The following is a 15,307-nucleotide window of genomic DNA, read 5'->3' on the forward strand; positions in this document are numbered from 1 at the left end:
ACGGATCATGGGGACGTGGGGAGCGCTCCCGAGGCCTAGAAAAACATAGGTGCACATGGATGTGAAGAGAAATCCGTTTGCAGGTTTTTTGCAACAACCCGGTAGGGTTCGGTCGTTCCTGGCAGGCGTCCAGGCGCTGCACCAGCAATAATCTTCCGGTGCGTTCACCCTGGCAGCATCCGGCGCGGATCGTTCCGCTCGCCTTCCTCGGCGCGATCGCGATCGGCACCGCGTTGATGATGCTGCCGGCCGCCCGCGCCGAGCCCGGCCACGCCCCGTTCGTCACCGCGCTCTTCACCGCAGCGTCCGCGGTCTGCGTCACCGGCCTGGCCGTGGTGGACACCCCGACGTACTGGACGACGTTCGGTCACGTGCTGCTGACCGTGTTGTCGCAGATCGGCGGCTTCGGCATCATGACCCTGGCCACCCTGCTCAGCCTGCTCGTCTCGCGCCGCCTCGGCCTGCGTGGCCGCCTGATGGCCCAGGCCGAGAGCGCCGGCCTGGCCGGCGGCAACATCGCCGCCGTCCTGCGCCGGGTCGCGATGGTCATGCTCGTCTGCGAAGGCGCCATCTCCGTCGTGCTCACCCTGCGTTTCTGGCTCGGGTACGACTACCCGCTGGGCAAAGCGATCTGGTACGCGGTCTTCCACGCTGTGCAGGCCTTCAACAACGCCGGATTCGCGCTGTACCCGGACAGTCTCATCCGGTTTGTGAGCGACCCGTGGATCTGCCTGCCGCTGGCGTTCGGCGTACTGGGGGGCTCGATCGGTTTTCCGGTGCTGTTCGAGCTGTTCCGCGAGTGGCGGACGCCGAAGTGCTGGTCGACCCACACGTTCCTGACCGTGACCGGCAGCCTGCTGCTGAGCGTCTTCGGCTTCGTCACGTTCCTGGCGATGGAGTGGCGCAACCCGGGGACGCTCGGCCCGCTCGATCTCCCGGCGAAGATGCTCACCGCGTTCACCCAGGACATCATGACCCGCTCGGGCGGCTTCAACAGCGTCGACCTGGGTCGGCTGAACAGCGAGACGATCGCCGTCACCACCGGCCTGATGTTCATCGGTGGCGGCAGCGCGAGCACCGCCGGCGGCATCAAGCTGACGACGTTCCTGCTGCTGGCGTACGTGATCTGGGCCGAGATCCGCGGTGAGCCGGACGTCGTGGTCCGCAAGCGCCGGATCGCCGAGGAGACACAGCGGCAGGCCATGACCGTGGCGCTGATGGGTGTGGCCCTGGTCGGCACCGGTACCGTCGTGCTGGACGCGCTGACCGAGAACGTTCCGTTCGACCGGGCCCTCTTCGAGGTCACCTCGGCGTTCGCGACCGTCGGGTTGAGTACCGGCATCACGCCCAGCCTGCCGCCGTCCGCCCAGGTCGTACTGGTCGTACTGATGTTCTGCGGCCGGGTCGGCACGATCGCGGTCGGCACCGCGATCGCGCTGAACACCCGCCGCCGCCTCTATCGCTACCCGGAGGAGAGACCCCTAGTTGGCTGAGAAACGCGCCGATAAAGAGAAGCCCGCAGGTACCAACGTCGCGGTGATCGGCCTGGGTCGATTCGGCGGCTCGGTCGCCGAGGCTCTGCTCGACCTCGGCTACGAAGTGCTCGGCGTCGACAGCGACCCGCGCATCGTGCTCGACTGGTCGGACCGGCTCACCCAGGTGGTGGAGGCCGACTCGACCGACGAGGACGCGCTGCGCCAGCTCGGCATCCAGGACTTCCCGCGCGCCGTCGTCGGCATCGGCACCAACCTGGAGACGAGCGTGCTGACCGTGCTCGCCCTCGCCGAGCTGGGTGTCCCGGAGATCTGGGCGAAAGCGACAAGCGTCAAACACGGCAAGATCCTCTCCCAGGTCGGCGCCGACCACGTCATCTATCCCGAGTCCGAGATGGGTGAGCGCGTCGCGCACCTGATCAGCGGCCGGATGCTCGACTACATCGAGTTCGACGACGGCTTCGCCATCGCCAAGGTCCGTGCGCCGCAGGGCTCCGGGGGACGAACCCTCGCGCAGCTCGCGCTGCGCACCAAGTGGGGGGTCACGGTGGTCGGCACGAAACGGCCCGGCGAGGATTTCGTGTACGCCCGGCCGGAGACCGCCGTCCCGGAAGGCGCCGTCCTGATCGTGGCCGGCGACACCGAGAAGGTGGAGGCCTACGCGGCCGAGAACTGACCCAGCCGGCCAGGCCCAATCCGGTCCGTCCAAGGCCACCTCGTGCCGCCCCGCCCGGGATCTTGTTGAGTTGGGGGTTTGCCATTTGTGGAGCGCTGGCGGGTTCGGGGCAGGCGTGGCGGCGTGGCGGCGCGGTGGCGTGGCGGCGTGGCGGCGTGGTGGCGTGGTGGTTCCTCAGGGCGAGGCGCCGCTCGGAGATCTTGTGCGGTTTAGCCGACTGATCGACCAAGAGCGCACGAGTTTGCGGGCCGGCTACCCGTGGCATGTCGGTCTCGGGTGGTCGGCGCGCTTTGTGGTAACGCTCTGCTACCACAGCGGTTGGCCCACCGGATCTTGGAGACTGGTGGGTGTTCTATGCACCACTGGTTTCCAAGGTTCGGCCAACGCAGTGCTTCACAGTTCGGCGTGGTGATCGCAGTACTTCACGGTTTCGGCGTGGTGAACGCGGTGCTCCACAGATCTTGTGGAGTTCGGCGAACCGTTTGCGCGTAACTCCGCAAGATCGGCCGAGCGTGGCGTGGTGAGTGCGGCGCTTTACGGATCTTGTGAAGTTGGGTGAGCCGTTTGCGTGTTACTCCGCAAGATCGGCCGAGCGTGGCGTGGTGAGTGCGGTGCTTTACGGATCTTGTGGAGTTGGGTGAGCCGTTTGCGTGTTACTCCGCAAGATCGGCCGAGCGTGGCGTGGCGAGTGCGGCGCTTTACGGATCTTGTGGAGTTCGGCGAACCGTTTGCGCGTAACTCCGCAAGATCGGCCGAGCGTGGCGTGGTGAACGCGGTGCTTCACGGATCTTGTGGATTTGTGCGGACACGTCTGCGGGGAAAGTCCACAAGATCCAGGTCGAGCGGGGCGGGGCGCGGCGGCGGTGGCGGCGGCGGCGGTTGTGGGTGGCGGTGGTGGTGGGTTGTTGGTGGGGGAGTTGTGACGGGGTTGATTTGGGATCGGTCGGCAGGGCGCGAGAGGATCGGAGTCGTGAGCGAGAACGGGGACCGCGGTGAACTGCGGGTGGCGCTGCTTGGTGCGCTGAGCGTGCGCCGCGGCGACGCCGACGTGCCGCTGCCCGGCGCCCGGATTCGGGGCCTGCTGGTCCGGCTCGCGCTGGCCGGTGGGCGTCCGGTCACCCCGGCGCAGCTCACCGACGCGCTCTGGCCTGACGACCGGCCCTCCGACCCGGCCAACGCCCTGCAGTCGCTGGTGTCCCGGCTGCGGCGGTTGCTCGGCGCCGGTGACGCGGTGACTCAGACCGAGGGCGGGTACCGTCTCGCGGTCGCCGCCACGGACGTGGACGTCACACGGTTCGACCGGCTCGCCGTCACCGGCCGGGAACGGCTGCGCGCCGGCGATCCGGCCGGCGCCATCGTTGCGCTCGGCGAGGCTGTCGCGTTGCTGCGCGGTCCGATCGCCGCCGAGCTGGCCGAGGTGGTCCCGGCCCAGGCCACCCGGATCGCCCGGACGGTCGTGGACACCACCGCCGACCTGGCCGAGGCCGAGATCGCCGTGGGCCACCCGGAACGGGCCGGCGCCCGCCTCACCGCGCTGCTCGCCGAGCACCCGCTCGACGAACGGCTGGCCGCCCTGCTGATCGACGCCCTGGCCGCGCAGGGCCGGCAGGCCGACGCGCTCGCCGTGTACGAGCGGATCCGCGCTGACCTCGCCGAGCACCTGGGCGCCGACCCCGGAGCCGCCCTGCGGGATCGGCACCTCCGGCTGCTGAGGGGTGCCTCACACGGAACGCGAAAAAGCGTACCCACGGAAAGCGGGAGGGAAGCGCCTGGCGCGCCCCCGACGAATTTGCCCGCGCCCCTGACCAGCTTCATCGGGCGTGATCACGACCTGGCACGGGTGGACGACCTGCTCGCGGCCGGGCGTCTGGTGACCGTGCTGGGGCCGGGCGGGGCGGGCAAGACGCGGCTCGCGCTGGAAGCGGCCCGGCGGCGCGGCGGTGGATATCGCGACGGCGCCTGGCTGATCGACCTCGCGTCGGTGACCGAGCCGGCCAAGGTCGGCGCCGCTGTGGTGGCCGCGGCCGGGCTGCGCGGATCGGCGCTGTTCGAGACGGCGAACCGGGTTCGCGCCGACCGTGACGACCTGGACGTGCTCGCCGACCGGCTCAACGGGCGGGAGATCCTGTTCGTGGTCGACAACTGCGAGCACCTGATCGACGCGGTGGCCCACCTGATCAGCGCGCTGCTGGTCCGCTGCCCGAGCCTGCGGATCCTCGCCACCAGCAGGGAACCGCTCGCGATCGACGGCGAGTCACTCGTACCCCTGGGTCCTCTCGAACTGCCCCCGGCGGACGCCGGACCGGAGCGGGCTGCGCAGGCACCGGCGGTCCGGCTCTTCGCCGAGCGGGCCGGAGCGGTCCGGCCGGGATTCACGATCGACGCCGGGACCGTCGGCGACATCGTCCAGATCGTCCGTGGCCTGGACGGCCTGCCGCTGGCGCTGGAACTGGCCGCGGCCCGGCTGCGCACCCTCGCGCTGCCGGACCTCGCGGCCGGACTGTCCGACCGGTTCCGGCTGCTCACGACCGGGAGCAGGACCGCGCAGCCGAGGCACCGCACGCTGCGCGCGGTGATCGCCTGGAGCTGGAACCTGCTCTCCGAGGACGAGCGGACCCTCGCCGAGCGGATCGCGGTGCTGCCCGGCGGCGTCACCGCACGATCGGCGGCCGCGGTGATCGGCGGTAGTACGGCGGTGATCGGCGGTAGCACGCAGGACGCCGCCGACCTGCTCGCCGGGCTGGTCGACCGGTCGCTGCTGCAGCTAGCGCCGGACGGTGGCCGGTACCGGATGCTGGAGACGCTGCGCGAGTACGGCATCGAACGCCTCACCGAGCAGGGCATCCTGGCCGACGTCCGGGACCTGGCCGCGCGGCACCTGTCGGTGCTGGTCGCCGAGCAGGACCCGGTGCTGCGCGGCGCGGACCAGATCGGCGCCCTCGCCGTGCTGCGCGCCGAGTACGACAACATCCTCGCGGCTCTGCGCCACCTCTGCGATTCAGGGAACGCACCGGACGCTGTCCGCCTCGCGTTGGATCTCTGCTGGTACTGGCAGATGTTCGGCCGGGAGGCCGACGCCGGTTACTGGCTGACCGAAGCGCTCGCCGTCCCCGGCGATGCCGACCCGCTGCACGTCGACCTCGCCGAGGCGGTACTGGTCCTGAACCGGACCGGGCGGGAACCGCAGCACCTGACCGAGACGAACACTCAGCGCAAGGCCAGGGTGCGTTACCTCGCCGACCGGCTGCTGCGGCACGGCGAGCTGCCCGGACCACAGGGCGTGATCGCCGTGGTGATGCTGTACTACGCCGGCGAGAACGAGATCGCCGACGCGCGGATCAACCGGCTGGTCGACGGCGACGACCCGTGGATCAGCGCGCTGGCCCGGATGTTCCGGGCGCAGATCGCCGAGAACAACGGTGACCTGGTTCGCCTCGCCGCCGACGTGACGGCGTCCCTCGACGGGTTCCGCGCTGTCGGCGACCGCTGGGGCCAGGCCACCGTGCTGCCGCTGCGCGCCCTGATGCGGCAGTACGAAGGAGACCTCGACGGCGCGCTCGCCGACCTGACCGCGGCCCGGGCGCTGGCCCGTCAGTTCGGTGCCATGGACCTGGCCGACGAGGTCTTCATCGAGCTGCGCTGGGCCGACCTGCATCTGCGCCGCGGGGAACCGGAGCAGGCCGCGATCGCGGTCGCCGCGGCCCGGGCCGGCGCCGAGCGCTCCGACTCGATGGAGATGGCGCTGCTGGTCGACGCGCTCGAAGCCGGGATGCTGATCTCGCAGGACCAGCTCGGCCGGGCCGAGGAGTTGCTGGATCGCGCGAGCCGCGGCCTGGGCATCGGCGAGAACGTCCTGCCGCTGATGGGCGGTGACCACGGCGCCGCGATCATCGGCTCGGTCCGCGCTTCGCTCGCCATTCGCAAGAACGACCCGGAGACCGCGGAGAAGGAGCTCAAGAGCGCCTATGTGGCGGCGGTCGAGACCGAGGACATGCCGATACTGGCCATGGTCGCCGTCGCCGCGGCCGGTCTGGCGGCGCACCGGGCCCAGTACCGGGACGCGGCGGTCCTGCTCGGGGCCGCGGCACGGTTGCGGGGGTCGCACGACAGTACCGACCTGAACATCATCAAGGTGACAGGGTGGGCCCGAGCCGGGCTGGGTGACGCCGGGTTCAGTGAGGCGTACGCGGCCGGTTGGACTCTGGAGTCCCCGGCCGCGCTCACCCAAGTGGATCCGTCGCTGCTCTAGGCGCGCTTCGCGTAGGCCCGCAGGGCCAGCGGGACGAAGACCAGCAGCAGGCCCGCCATCCAGGCGAGGGTCTGTACGAGGTCCCCGGCGACCGGACCGCCGACCAGCAGGCCGCGGATCGCGCCGACCAGCGGTGTGATCGGGTTGACGGCCACGAACGCCTGCAGCCAGCCGGGCAGCGTCTCCGATGAGACGAACACGTTGGAGCCGAACGTCAGCGGCAGCACCAGCAGGAACATGATGCCCTGCACCGCGCCCGAGGTACGCGCCAGCATGCCGACCCACACCGAGATCCAGCAGAAGCAGAGCCCGAACCCGATCGACAGCGCCACCGCGGCGATCGCCGGGACCACGCCGGTCTCGACCCGGAAGCCCATGATCGTGCCGAACGACAGCATCACCACGCAGACCGTCAGGTACCGGATGACGTCGGCGAGCACCGCGCCGACAAGCGGCGCCGACCGGGAGATCGGCAGTGATCGGAACCGGTCGAAGACACCCTTCTCGATGTCCGCGTTCAGGTTCTGGCCGAGCGCCACGCCACCCATGGCGAGCGACTGCGCCAGCATGCCCGGCAGCAGGAACTGCAGGTAGGCGTGCCGGTCGCCGTCCGCGATCGCCCCGCCGAACAGGTACGTGAACAGCAACAGGAAGATCACCGGCTGGATCGTGACGTCGATCAGCGCTTCCGGTGTGCGGATCGTCTTGATCAGGCTCCGCTGTGCGAGAGCGCCGCTGTGCCGGATCAGCGCCGGCAAGCCGCGTTTAAGACGATCGGGCGCGGCGCTGTGCTGGGTGACGGTCGTGGGTGTCACGGTCTGCGTGCTCATACCAGTTCCTCCGTCTTCGTCCGGCCGGTGAGGGTGTGGAAGACCTCGTCCAGGCTCGGCAGGTGCAGTGCGAGTTCGGTGACTTCGATTTCGTATCGGGTGAGCTGGGCGATCGCGCCGGCCAGCGCGGCGTCGCCGGTGACCGGCACGCTCGCGGCGCCCGGGCGGGAACCCGCTGCCTCGTCCCGTACCGCTGTCATGCCCGGTGCCGCGACGGCGTCCAGCACCTGGAGCACCTCGGGCAGGCGGGACTGGTCGGCCGGGCGTACCCGCAGGGTCTGACCGCCGACGCGCCGCTTCAGCCCGTCCGGGGTGTCGTGCGCGATCACCTTGCCGTGGTTCACCACCACGATCTCGTCGGCGAGCGCGTCCGCCTCCTCCAGATATTGAGTGGTCAGCAGCACGCTGGCGCCGCTGGCGACCTGGTTGCGCACCACGCCCCACATGTCCTCGCGCTTGGCCGGGTCGAGGCCGGTCGTCGGCTCGTCCAGGAAGATCACTTCCGGTCGGCCGACCAGGCTCGCCGCCAGGTCGAGACGGCGGCGCATGCCACCGGAGTACGTCTTCGCCGGCCGCTGCCCGGCCTCCGCCAGGTCGAACCAGGCCAGCAGCTCGTCAGCCCGCTGCCGCGCGGCCTTGCCGGTCATGTCCAGCAGGCGACCGATCAGGACCAGATTCTGTACGCCGGTGAGGTCCTCGTCGACCGACGCGTACTGTCCCGTCAGGCCGACCACCCGGCGGACGTCCTGTGGCCGTTTGAGCACGTCGATGCCGGCCACGAAGGCGCTGCCCTCGTCCGGGCGCAGCAGCGTGGCCAGCACGCGTACCGCGGTGGTCTTGCCGGCGCCGTTCGGGCCGAGCACGCCGAGCACGGTGCCCCGGCGCATCGCCAGGTCGACGCCGTCCAGCGCCTGTGTCTTGCCGAATCGTTTGCGCAGCCCCTCGGCGCGCACCACCAAATCTTCCATGCCTCGAGATTGCGGTGCGGCGCTGTCATGGGCCGCACACGACGCTGTCCTGGGTCAGCCGGCGCTGTCAGCGACCTGGTATCCGAGGCGCGCGACCAGTTTGGCGCCGGCCGCGGCGTCGAACGCGTGCTGGATGTCGTCGTCGAAGTGGTTGCGCCAGTCGCCGGCCTCGCCCTTGCGGTAGTGCGAGACCTCGCCGGCGCCCTTTTTCCCGCTCATGCTGGAGAAGCTGTAGCGATCCAGCAGCGTCTCCAGTTCCGGGCGGGGGATGGTGATGCCGCAGTGCCGCATCAGCCGGTCCATCTCCTCGATCTGCTTGATCCCGGTGAGGTCTTCGTACTTGACCAGGCGGACGGCCTCGTCGTCCGGCGCCAGCACCCAGGACCGCAGCGCGTTGAACCGGCCCTTTTTCGCGAGGTCGTCGATCAGGAAGAGCAGGCCCTCCTTTTTCGGCAGGCCGCGCAGCACCTTACGGACCTCGGCGACGTCGCCCATCGGGCCGTGCGAGTCCCTGGTCGAGAAATAGCTGGAGACGACCATGTCCCGGGGGTCGCGCAGCACGAAGAACGCGCGGTACCGCGCGGGCTTCGGGATCTCGTCGAAGCGTTTCCTGGAGAAGAAGAGTGACAACGCGACACGGTTCGGCGGGCACACGCGAGGATCGCGCCAGTCGTAATACCGCGGATCGTAGGTGAGTAATCCGGAGTGTCGGTAAACGATCGGATCGCTGAAAATCGACTTGACCCACTGGCTCGCCGTTTTACGCACGGCACAGTGATAGACGTTGACGTAATCACAGCGCTCGACCACCGGCACGGTCAGCCGGAGCCGGGCATTGTGACCCTCAAGCATCACCCGGCGAGCGCGAACCCGCAGGTGATTGGGGGTGTTCTGCTTGGCGAACATGACAGCGCGATTGAGCATTGGTCCAGTCCCGTGTCCTTTACCGCGGCACGTTGTTCCGGGGACTTTACAACAAGATCGATCAAGTTACTACAGATGAGTTAACGAGCCGTTTACAGGCGTGTCGGACATTGACCGGTAACGCTCAGCCGCTTTACAGGGTGTGCACAGCCAGAATTGGTACGGACGTGAATGTTTCTTGCGCAACGGGAAAGATTTGCGTCAGCGGCCGTGAAAGGTCGGAGGGCGCTTCTCGATGAAGGCCTTCGGCCCCTCCTTGGCGTCCTCGCTGGTGAAGACCCGCATGCCGATCTTCGACTCGATGGCGAACGCCTCGTCCTCCGGCAGGCCCTCGGTCTCCCGGATGGTTCGCAGGATGGCCTGCACCGCCAGAGGCCCGTTGCCGGCGATCACCGTGCCGATCTCGAGGGCGCGGGCCAGTGCCGTCCCGTCCGGCACCACGTGGCCGATCAGGCCGGCTGACAGGGCCTCGGCCGCGGTCAGGTGCCGGCCGGTCAGCAACAGGTCGGCGGCGACCGTGTACGGCAACTGGCGGGGCAGCCGGACCGCCGAGCCGCCCAGCGGGAACAGCCCCCAGCGTGCCTCGGACACACCGAACCGGGCGCTCTCACCCGCCACCCGGATGTCGGTGGCCTGCAGGATCTCGGTGCCGCCGGCGACCGCCGGCCCCTCGACGGCGGCGATCAGCGGCTTGGTCAGCCGCCGGCCCTTGAGCAGGGCGTCGATCCGGGAGAGGTCCTGATCGCGGAACTGGTCGCCGGGGTGTGCGGCGGTCATCGCGCGCAGGTCGGCGCCGGCGCAGAACGCCCCGCCGGCCCCGGTGAGGATCGCGACCCGGATGGCCGGGTCGGCATCCACCCTGTCCCAGGCGTCGCGCATCACGGCCATCATTTCGGCGGAGAGCGCGTTGCGCGCCTGCGGCCGGTTCATCGTGACGATCAGAATCGGTCCGCGCTGCTCGACGAGGGCGTCCACGGAGGTTCCTTCCGGAAAGGCGGGACAACTGAGCCTTGCCCGAAACGATAACAGGTTCTACTTTCTGATGATGGCGGCCAATATAGCGGACCTGTTCGAGCATGCGGTCGACGCCTTCCCCGACCGTGTCGCGGTGGCCTGCGGCGAGCGTGAGATGACCTACACGGAGCTGGAGGAGACCGCCAACCGTCTGGCCCATTTCCTGCGAAATCAAGGAGTGGGCACGGGCGCCCACGTCGGTCTTTACGCGGGCAACTCGATCGAGGCCGTGGTGGCCATGATCGCCGTGTACAAGCTCCGTGCCGTGGTCGTCAACGTCAACTACCGGTACGTCGAGAACGAGTTGCAGTATCTCTTCCAGGACGCGGAGCTGACCGCGTTGATCCATGACCCGGAATATGCCGGAAAAGTGGCAAACGTGGATTCGCCCGGCGTGCTCGTCCAACTCGGTGTCACCGACTTCTCGGCCGAGGATCCGGAACGCGACTTCGGCGAGCGCGACGGCGGCGACATCTACCTGCTCTACACCGGAGGAACCACCGGCTATCCCAAAGGCGTGATCTGGCGCCACGAGGACGTCTGGCGCGTTCTCGGCGGCGGCATCGACTTCATGTCCGGCGTCCCGCTCGACGACGAATGGGCGCAGAGCACCCGGGACATGCCCCCGATGACCCGGTTCTGCCTGGCCCCGCTCATCCACGGCAACGCGCAGTGGGCCGCGCTCGCCGCACTCTTCTCCGGCGACTCCGTGGTGGTCCTGCCACACTTCGACCCGGAGGAGGTGTGGCGCACGATCGAGCGACGCCAGGTCAACGTGGTGGTGCTGATCGGTGACGCGATGGCCCGGCCGATCATCGAGGCGTACCTGGCCGGCAGGTACGACGGCTCGTCGCTCGTGGCGATCTCGTCGAGTGCCGCGCTCTTCTCACCGTCGGTGAAGCGGCAATACCTGGAAGCGTTACCGAACGTCATGGTCACCGATGCGATCGGCTCCTCCGAGACCGGGTTCGCGGGGTTGGGCATCGTCGCCGACGTGGAGGGTGGCGCGGTCGACGGTCCCCGGGTGATGCCCGGCCCGGACACGATCGTCATCGACGAGCACGGCCGCAAGGCGGCACCCGGCGTGATCGGCCGGCTGGCCCGTGGCGGGCACGTGCCGCTCGGTTACCACAAGGATCCAGACAAGACGAAAGCTCTGCTCACCGAGGTCGACGGGAAGCGTTACGCGATACCCGGGGACCTCGCACGCATCGAGGACGACGGCACCATCACCCTGCTCGGCCGAGGCAACACCTGCGTCAACACCGGCGGCGAGAAGGTCTTCCCGGAAGAGGTGGAGGGCGCGCTGAAAGCGCACCCGGGCGTCTTCGACGCCCTCGTCATCGGAGCTCCGGACGATCGCCTCGGCCAGCGGGTGGTCGCCCTCGTGCAGACCAGGTCAGGGGTACGCGTAAACCTCGCCGACCTGGACAGTCACGTAAGGCAACGCGTCGCCGGCTACAAAGTGCCCCGCGACGTCTGGCTGGTCGACCGGATAGCCCGCACGATCAGCGGCAAAGCCGACTACCGCTGGGCCCACGAGTACGCGAGAACCCACGAAGGACAGAAAAGTGCGGACTGACCTCTGCGAGCGTCTCGGCATCGACGTCCCGATCGTCGGCTTCAGCCCGTCCGAGCACGTCGTCGCGGCGATCAGCCGGGCCGGCGGACTCGGCGTGCTCGGCTGTGTCCGGTTCAACGACGCCGACGAGCTGGACCGCGTCCTGACCTGGCTGGACACCGAACTCGACGGCCGCCCGTACGGGGTGGACATCGTCATGCCGGGCCGGGTGCCGACCGAGGGGACCCCGTCCGACCTCGGGAGACTGATCCCGGACGGCCATCGGGAGTTTGTCGAGCGGACTCTGCTGCGCCTCGGCGTGCCACCGCTGGGCGTGGACGAGTCACGGCGGGCGGGCGTCCTCGGGTGGCTGCACTCGGTTGCGCGTACCCATGTGGAAGTCGCACTGACGCACGCACCGCGACTCATCGCCAATGCTCTTGGCCCGCCTCCGCCGGACGTGATCGCCCAGGCCAAGTCGCACGGCCTGGTCGTGGCCGCGTTGGCGGGCCGTGCGGATCACGCGCGCAGCCATCTCGCCGGTGGCGTCGACATCGTGGTGGCGCAGGGGTACGAAGCGGGCGGGCACACCGGTGAGATCGGCAGCATGGTGCTGGTCCCGGAGGTGGTCGACGCGGTCGGGCCGGACGTGCCGGTGCTGGCGGCGGGTGGCATCGGCAGTGGCCGGCAGATCGCCGCGGCGCTCGCGCTCGGTGCTCGCGGCGTGTGGATGGGTTCGGTGTGGCTGGGCACGGCGGAGTATCAGAGCACGCCGGCGTTGCGGGACGCGCTGCTCCAGGCCGGTTCGAGCGACACGGTCCGGACCCGGATCTACACGGGTAAGCCGGCCCGGCTGCTGCGCAACCGCTGGACGAGCGCGTGGGAGGACCCGGAGGCGCCGAAAACGCTGCCGATGCCGTTGCAGAACCTGCTGGTGTCGCCGGCGCACGATCGGCTGATGGAATCCGGGGATCCCAGCGTGGTGCCGATGCCGGTGGGGCAGATCGTCGGACGGATGAACGCTGTCCGGCCGGTGGCCGATGTCATGTCCGAACTGGTCACTGAGGCGGACGAGACCCTGGCTCGACTGGCCAAACTTTAGGGGGACACATCGGCGCGGCGTCACCGGCAGGGGAGGCGCCGCGCCGGTGTGAGATCAGAGCGGGCGGATGTTTTCCGCCTGCAGGCCGCGCTGGCCCTGCGTCACGTCGAACTCGACGCGCTGGTTCTCGTCGAGGCTACGGAAGCCGGAGGAGGCGATGGCCGAGAAGTGCGCGAATACGTCGGCGCCGCCGCCATCCTGCGCGATGAAGCCGAAACCCTTGTCGCTGTTGAACCACTTCACGGTACCGGTAACCATCAGATTCTCCCTGCAATCAAGACGAAAAAGGCCCGACGGGATCGATACCCATCAGGCGTCAAGAACGTCTTCGGAAATCAAAGTGCAACTCGGGCCAAGGTATCACAGAATATTGGCCCGCACGATTTTGACCTGCTCGATCCCGCCTGCGATGACCCGCTGAACCAGTCGACCCGCCGCAGGCGGGAAAATCGAGACGCGCACGGTAAGCGTCGAAGAAGATCAAAGGAAAATTCGAGCCCGTGCGCCGAGCGATCACGAGAAAATATCAAGTTCGCTGCGCTGACCGTAGCACGAATCCGAATTTTCCCTGGTGACTTGCATCATTCGGGCTGATGGATCAGGCGGTTGCCGCCGACTCACTGAACTGGGTTCGATGCAGCTCTTGATAACGGCCTCCGGCGGCCAGCAACTCGGTGTGCGTACCGCGTTCGACTACCTTGCCGCCCTCGATCACCAGGATCTGATCGGCCGCGCGGACCGTCGACAGCCGGTGGGCGATGACGACAGCGGTACGGCCGGCGAGCGCCTCACCGAGGGCCTCCTGCACCGCCAGCTCCGATGTCGAGTCGAGGTGCGCGGTCGCCTCGTCGAGGACCACGACCCGGGGTTTCGCCAGCAGCAGGCGGGCGATCGTGAGCCGCTGCCGTTCGCCGCCGGACAGCCGATATCCGCGTTCGCCGATCACCGTGTCGAGGCCGTCGGGCAGCGCCTCGACCAGGTCGGCGATGCGGGCCCGGCGCAGCGCGTCCCACAGTTCCTGCTCGGTGGCCTCGGGGCGGGCGAGCAGGAGGTTGGCGCGTACCGACTCGTGGAAGAGGTGCCCGTCCTGGGTGACCATGCCGAGGGTCTGCCGCAACGACGCGGCCGTGAGGTCGCGGACGTCGACGCCGGCGAGGCGTACCGAACCGTGATCGGCGTCGTAGAGCCGGGGTAGCAGCGACGCCATCGTCGACTTGCCGGCGCCGGACGAGCCGACCAGGGCGATCATCTGACCTGGTTCGGCGCGGAACGAGACCTCGTGCAGCACCTCGACTCCACCCCGTGTATCGAGGGTGGCGACCTCTTCGAGGGAGGCCAGGGACACCTTGTCGGCGCTCGGATAGGCGAACCGCACCGCGTCGAACTCCACCGCGACCGGGCCGTCCGGCACCTCCCGGGCGTCCGGTTTCTCCTCGATCAACGGCTTCAGGTCGAGGACCTCGAAGACGCGCTCGAAGCTGACCAGCGCGCTCATCACCTCGACGCGGGCGCTCGCCAGCGAGGTGAGCGGGGCGTAGAGCCTGGTCAGCAGGATGGCCAGGGCCACCACGGCGCCTGGTTCGAGCTGGCCGCGCAGCGCGTAGACCCCGCCGAGGCCGTAGACCAGCGCGATCGCGAGTCCGGATACCGAGACCAGGGCGGTCATGAAGATCCACTGGGCCATCGCTGTGCGTACCCCGATGTCCCTGACCCGCCGCGCCCGCGCGGCGAACTCGGCCGATTCGGCGCCCGGCCTGCCGAACAGCTTGACAAGCGTCGCGCCCGGCGCCGAAAAACGTTCCGTCATCTGCGTGTTCATGGCCGCGTTGTGATCAGCGGCCTCCCGTTCCATCTTCGCCAGCCGCCGGCCCATCCGCCGCGCCGGAAACACGAAGATCGGCAGCAGCGCGAGCGACAACAGCGTGATCTGCCACGAGATCCCGATCATCACAACGAGGGTCAGCGCCAGCCCGACCAGATTGCCGACCACACCGGACAGCGTGTCGCTGAACGCCCGCTGCGCCCCGATCACATCATTGTTCAATCGGCTGACCAGCGCGCCCGTCCGCGTCCGGGTGAAGAACGCGACAGGCATCTTCTGCACATGGTCGAAAACCGCGGTCCGCAGATCCAGAATCAGCCCCTCACCGATCCCGGCGGACAGCCACCGTTGCACCAGCCCGAGCCCGGATTCGGTCAGCGAGATCACCCCGATTGCCACCGCAAGCAGAACGACAAGCTTCGCGTCATCACCGCCGACAATGGCGTTCACCACCCGCCCGGCAAGCACCGGCGTGGCAACAGCCAGCGCGGCCGTCACCACGCTCAATAACAGAAAGCCGGTGAGCGCACGCCGATGCGGCCGTGCGAACCGCGCGATCCGCTTCAACGTCGCCATCGAAAACGGTCGCCGCTCATCCTGCTGATTCATGGCGTGATACATCGAACTCCACGCCGCCATCTCAAGACTCATGTCAGTCCTCCCCGACA

11 protein-coding genes are annotated in these 15,307 nt (G+C 68.7%); 5 read left to right on the top strand and 6 right to left on the bottom strand.

The genetic code is table 11. The annotated features are described in order from the left end of the window. Positions 1-158: 158 nt before the first annotated feature. The 3 genes from ACQP2E_RS10615 to ACQP2E_RS10625 all read left to right on the top strand — a co-directional run bounded on the left by ACQP2E_RS10615 (position 159) and on the right by ACQP2E_RS10625 (position 6,418). The gene (locus ACQP2E_RS10615; RefSeq protein ID WP_433830348.1) at positions 159-1,493 is read left to right on the top strand and encodes a TrkH family potassium uptake protein; all 1,335 of its coding nucleotides are present in this window, start codon (positions 159-161) and stop codon (positions 1,491-1,493) included. Then, positions 1,486-2,169, top strand: a complete 684-nt coding sequence (locus ACQP2E_RS10620) for a potassium channel family protein (protein WP_433830350.1) — start codon at positions 1,486-1,488, stop codon at positions 2,167-2,169. Before ACQP2E_RS10615 ends, ACQP2E_RS10620 begins: the two co-directional genes overlap by 8 nt. A 970-nt stretch (positions 2,170-3,139) precedes the next feature. Beyond that, on the top strand, positions 3,140-6,418 hold the full coding sequence (locus ACQP2E_RS10625; RefSeq protein WP_433830352.1) for a BTAD domain-containing putative transcriptional regulator: 3,279 nt from the start codon (positions 3,140-3,142) through the stop codon (positions 6,416-6,418). Here the strand turns inward: ACQP2E_RS10625 and ACQP2E_RS10630 are convergent. The 4 genes from ACQP2E_RS10630 to ACQP2E_RS10645 all read right to left on the bottom strand — a co-directional run bounded on the left by ACQP2E_RS10630 (position 6,415) and on the right by ACQP2E_RS10645 (position 10,070). Continuing rightward, positions 6,415-7,248: an ABC transporter permease gene (locus ACQP2E_RS10630; RefSeq protein ID WP_433830354.1), complete on the bottom strand. Its 834-nt coding sequence runs from the start codon at positions 7,246-7,248 to the stop codon at positions 6,415-6,417. The genes ACQP2E_RS10625 and ACQP2E_RS10630 overlap by 4 nt on opposite strands. Beyond that, positions 7,245-8,216 (bottom strand): ATP-binding cassette domain-containing protein, encoded by a 972-nt coding sequence (locus tag ACQP2E_RS10635; protein WP_433830356.1) that lies wholly within the window; start codon positions 8,214-8,216, stop codon positions 7,245-7,247. Before ACQP2E_RS10635 ends, ACQP2E_RS10630 begins: the two co-directional genes overlap by 4 nt. Positions 8,217-8,270: 54 nt before the next feature. After that, positions 8,271-9,140: a sulfotransferase domain-containing protein gene (locus ACQP2E_RS10640; protein WP_433830358.1), complete on the bottom strand. Its 870-nt coding sequence runs from the start codon at positions 9,138-9,140 to the stop codon at positions 8,271-8,273. Positions 9,141-9,341: 201 nt separating this feature from the next. Further along, positions 9,342-10,070 (bottom strand): crotonase/enoyl-CoA hydratase family protein, encoded by a 729-nt coding sequence (locus tag ACQP2E_RS10645; RefSeq protein ID WP_433833884.1) that lies wholly within the window; start codon positions 10,068-10,070, stop codon positions 9,342-9,344. Between the two features lie 115 nt (positions 10,071-10,185). Between ACQP2E_RS10645 and ACQP2E_RS10650 the strand changes: the two genes are divergently transcribed. Next, a complete protein-coding gene (locus ACQP2E_RS10650) occupies positions 10,186-11,736 on the top strand; it encodes an acyl-CoA synthetase (protein ID WP_433830360.1) in 1,551 nt (516 codons plus the stop codon). Next, positions 11,726-12,817, top strand: coding sequence for an NAD(P)H-dependent flavin oxidoreductase (locus tag ACQP2E_RS10655; RefSeq protein WP_433830362.1), 1,092 nt, complete (start codon positions 11,726-11,728; stop codon positions 12,815-12,817). The genes ACQP2E_RS10650 and ACQP2E_RS10655 overlap by 11 nt, the downstream gene beginning before the upstream one ends. Positions 12,818-12,871: 54 nt before the next feature. Here ACQP2E_RS10655 and ACQP2E_RS10660 read toward each other — a convergent pair whose 3' ends face one another. Together ACQP2E_RS10660 and ACQP2E_RS10665 are read right to left on the bottom strand one after the other, a co-directional pair. Continuing rightward, a complete protein-coding gene (locus tag ACQP2E_RS10660) occupies positions 12,872-13,075 on the bottom strand; it encodes a cold-shock protein (protein ID WP_111647097.1) in 204 nt (67 codons plus the stop codon). A gap of 340 nt (positions 13,076-13,415) precedes the next feature. Beyond that, entirely contained in the window at positions 13,416-15,290 is a 1,875-nt protein-coding gene (locus ACQP2E_RS10665) for an ABC transporter ATP-binding protein (RefSeq protein ID WP_433830365.1), read from the bottom strand. Positions 15,291-15,307 lie beyond the last annotated feature (17 nt).

This window comes from Actinoplanes sp. CA-015351 (assembly GCF_050955685.1).
GTDB lineage: Bacteria > Actinomycetota > Actinomycetes > Mycobacteriales > Micromonosporaceae > Actinoplanes.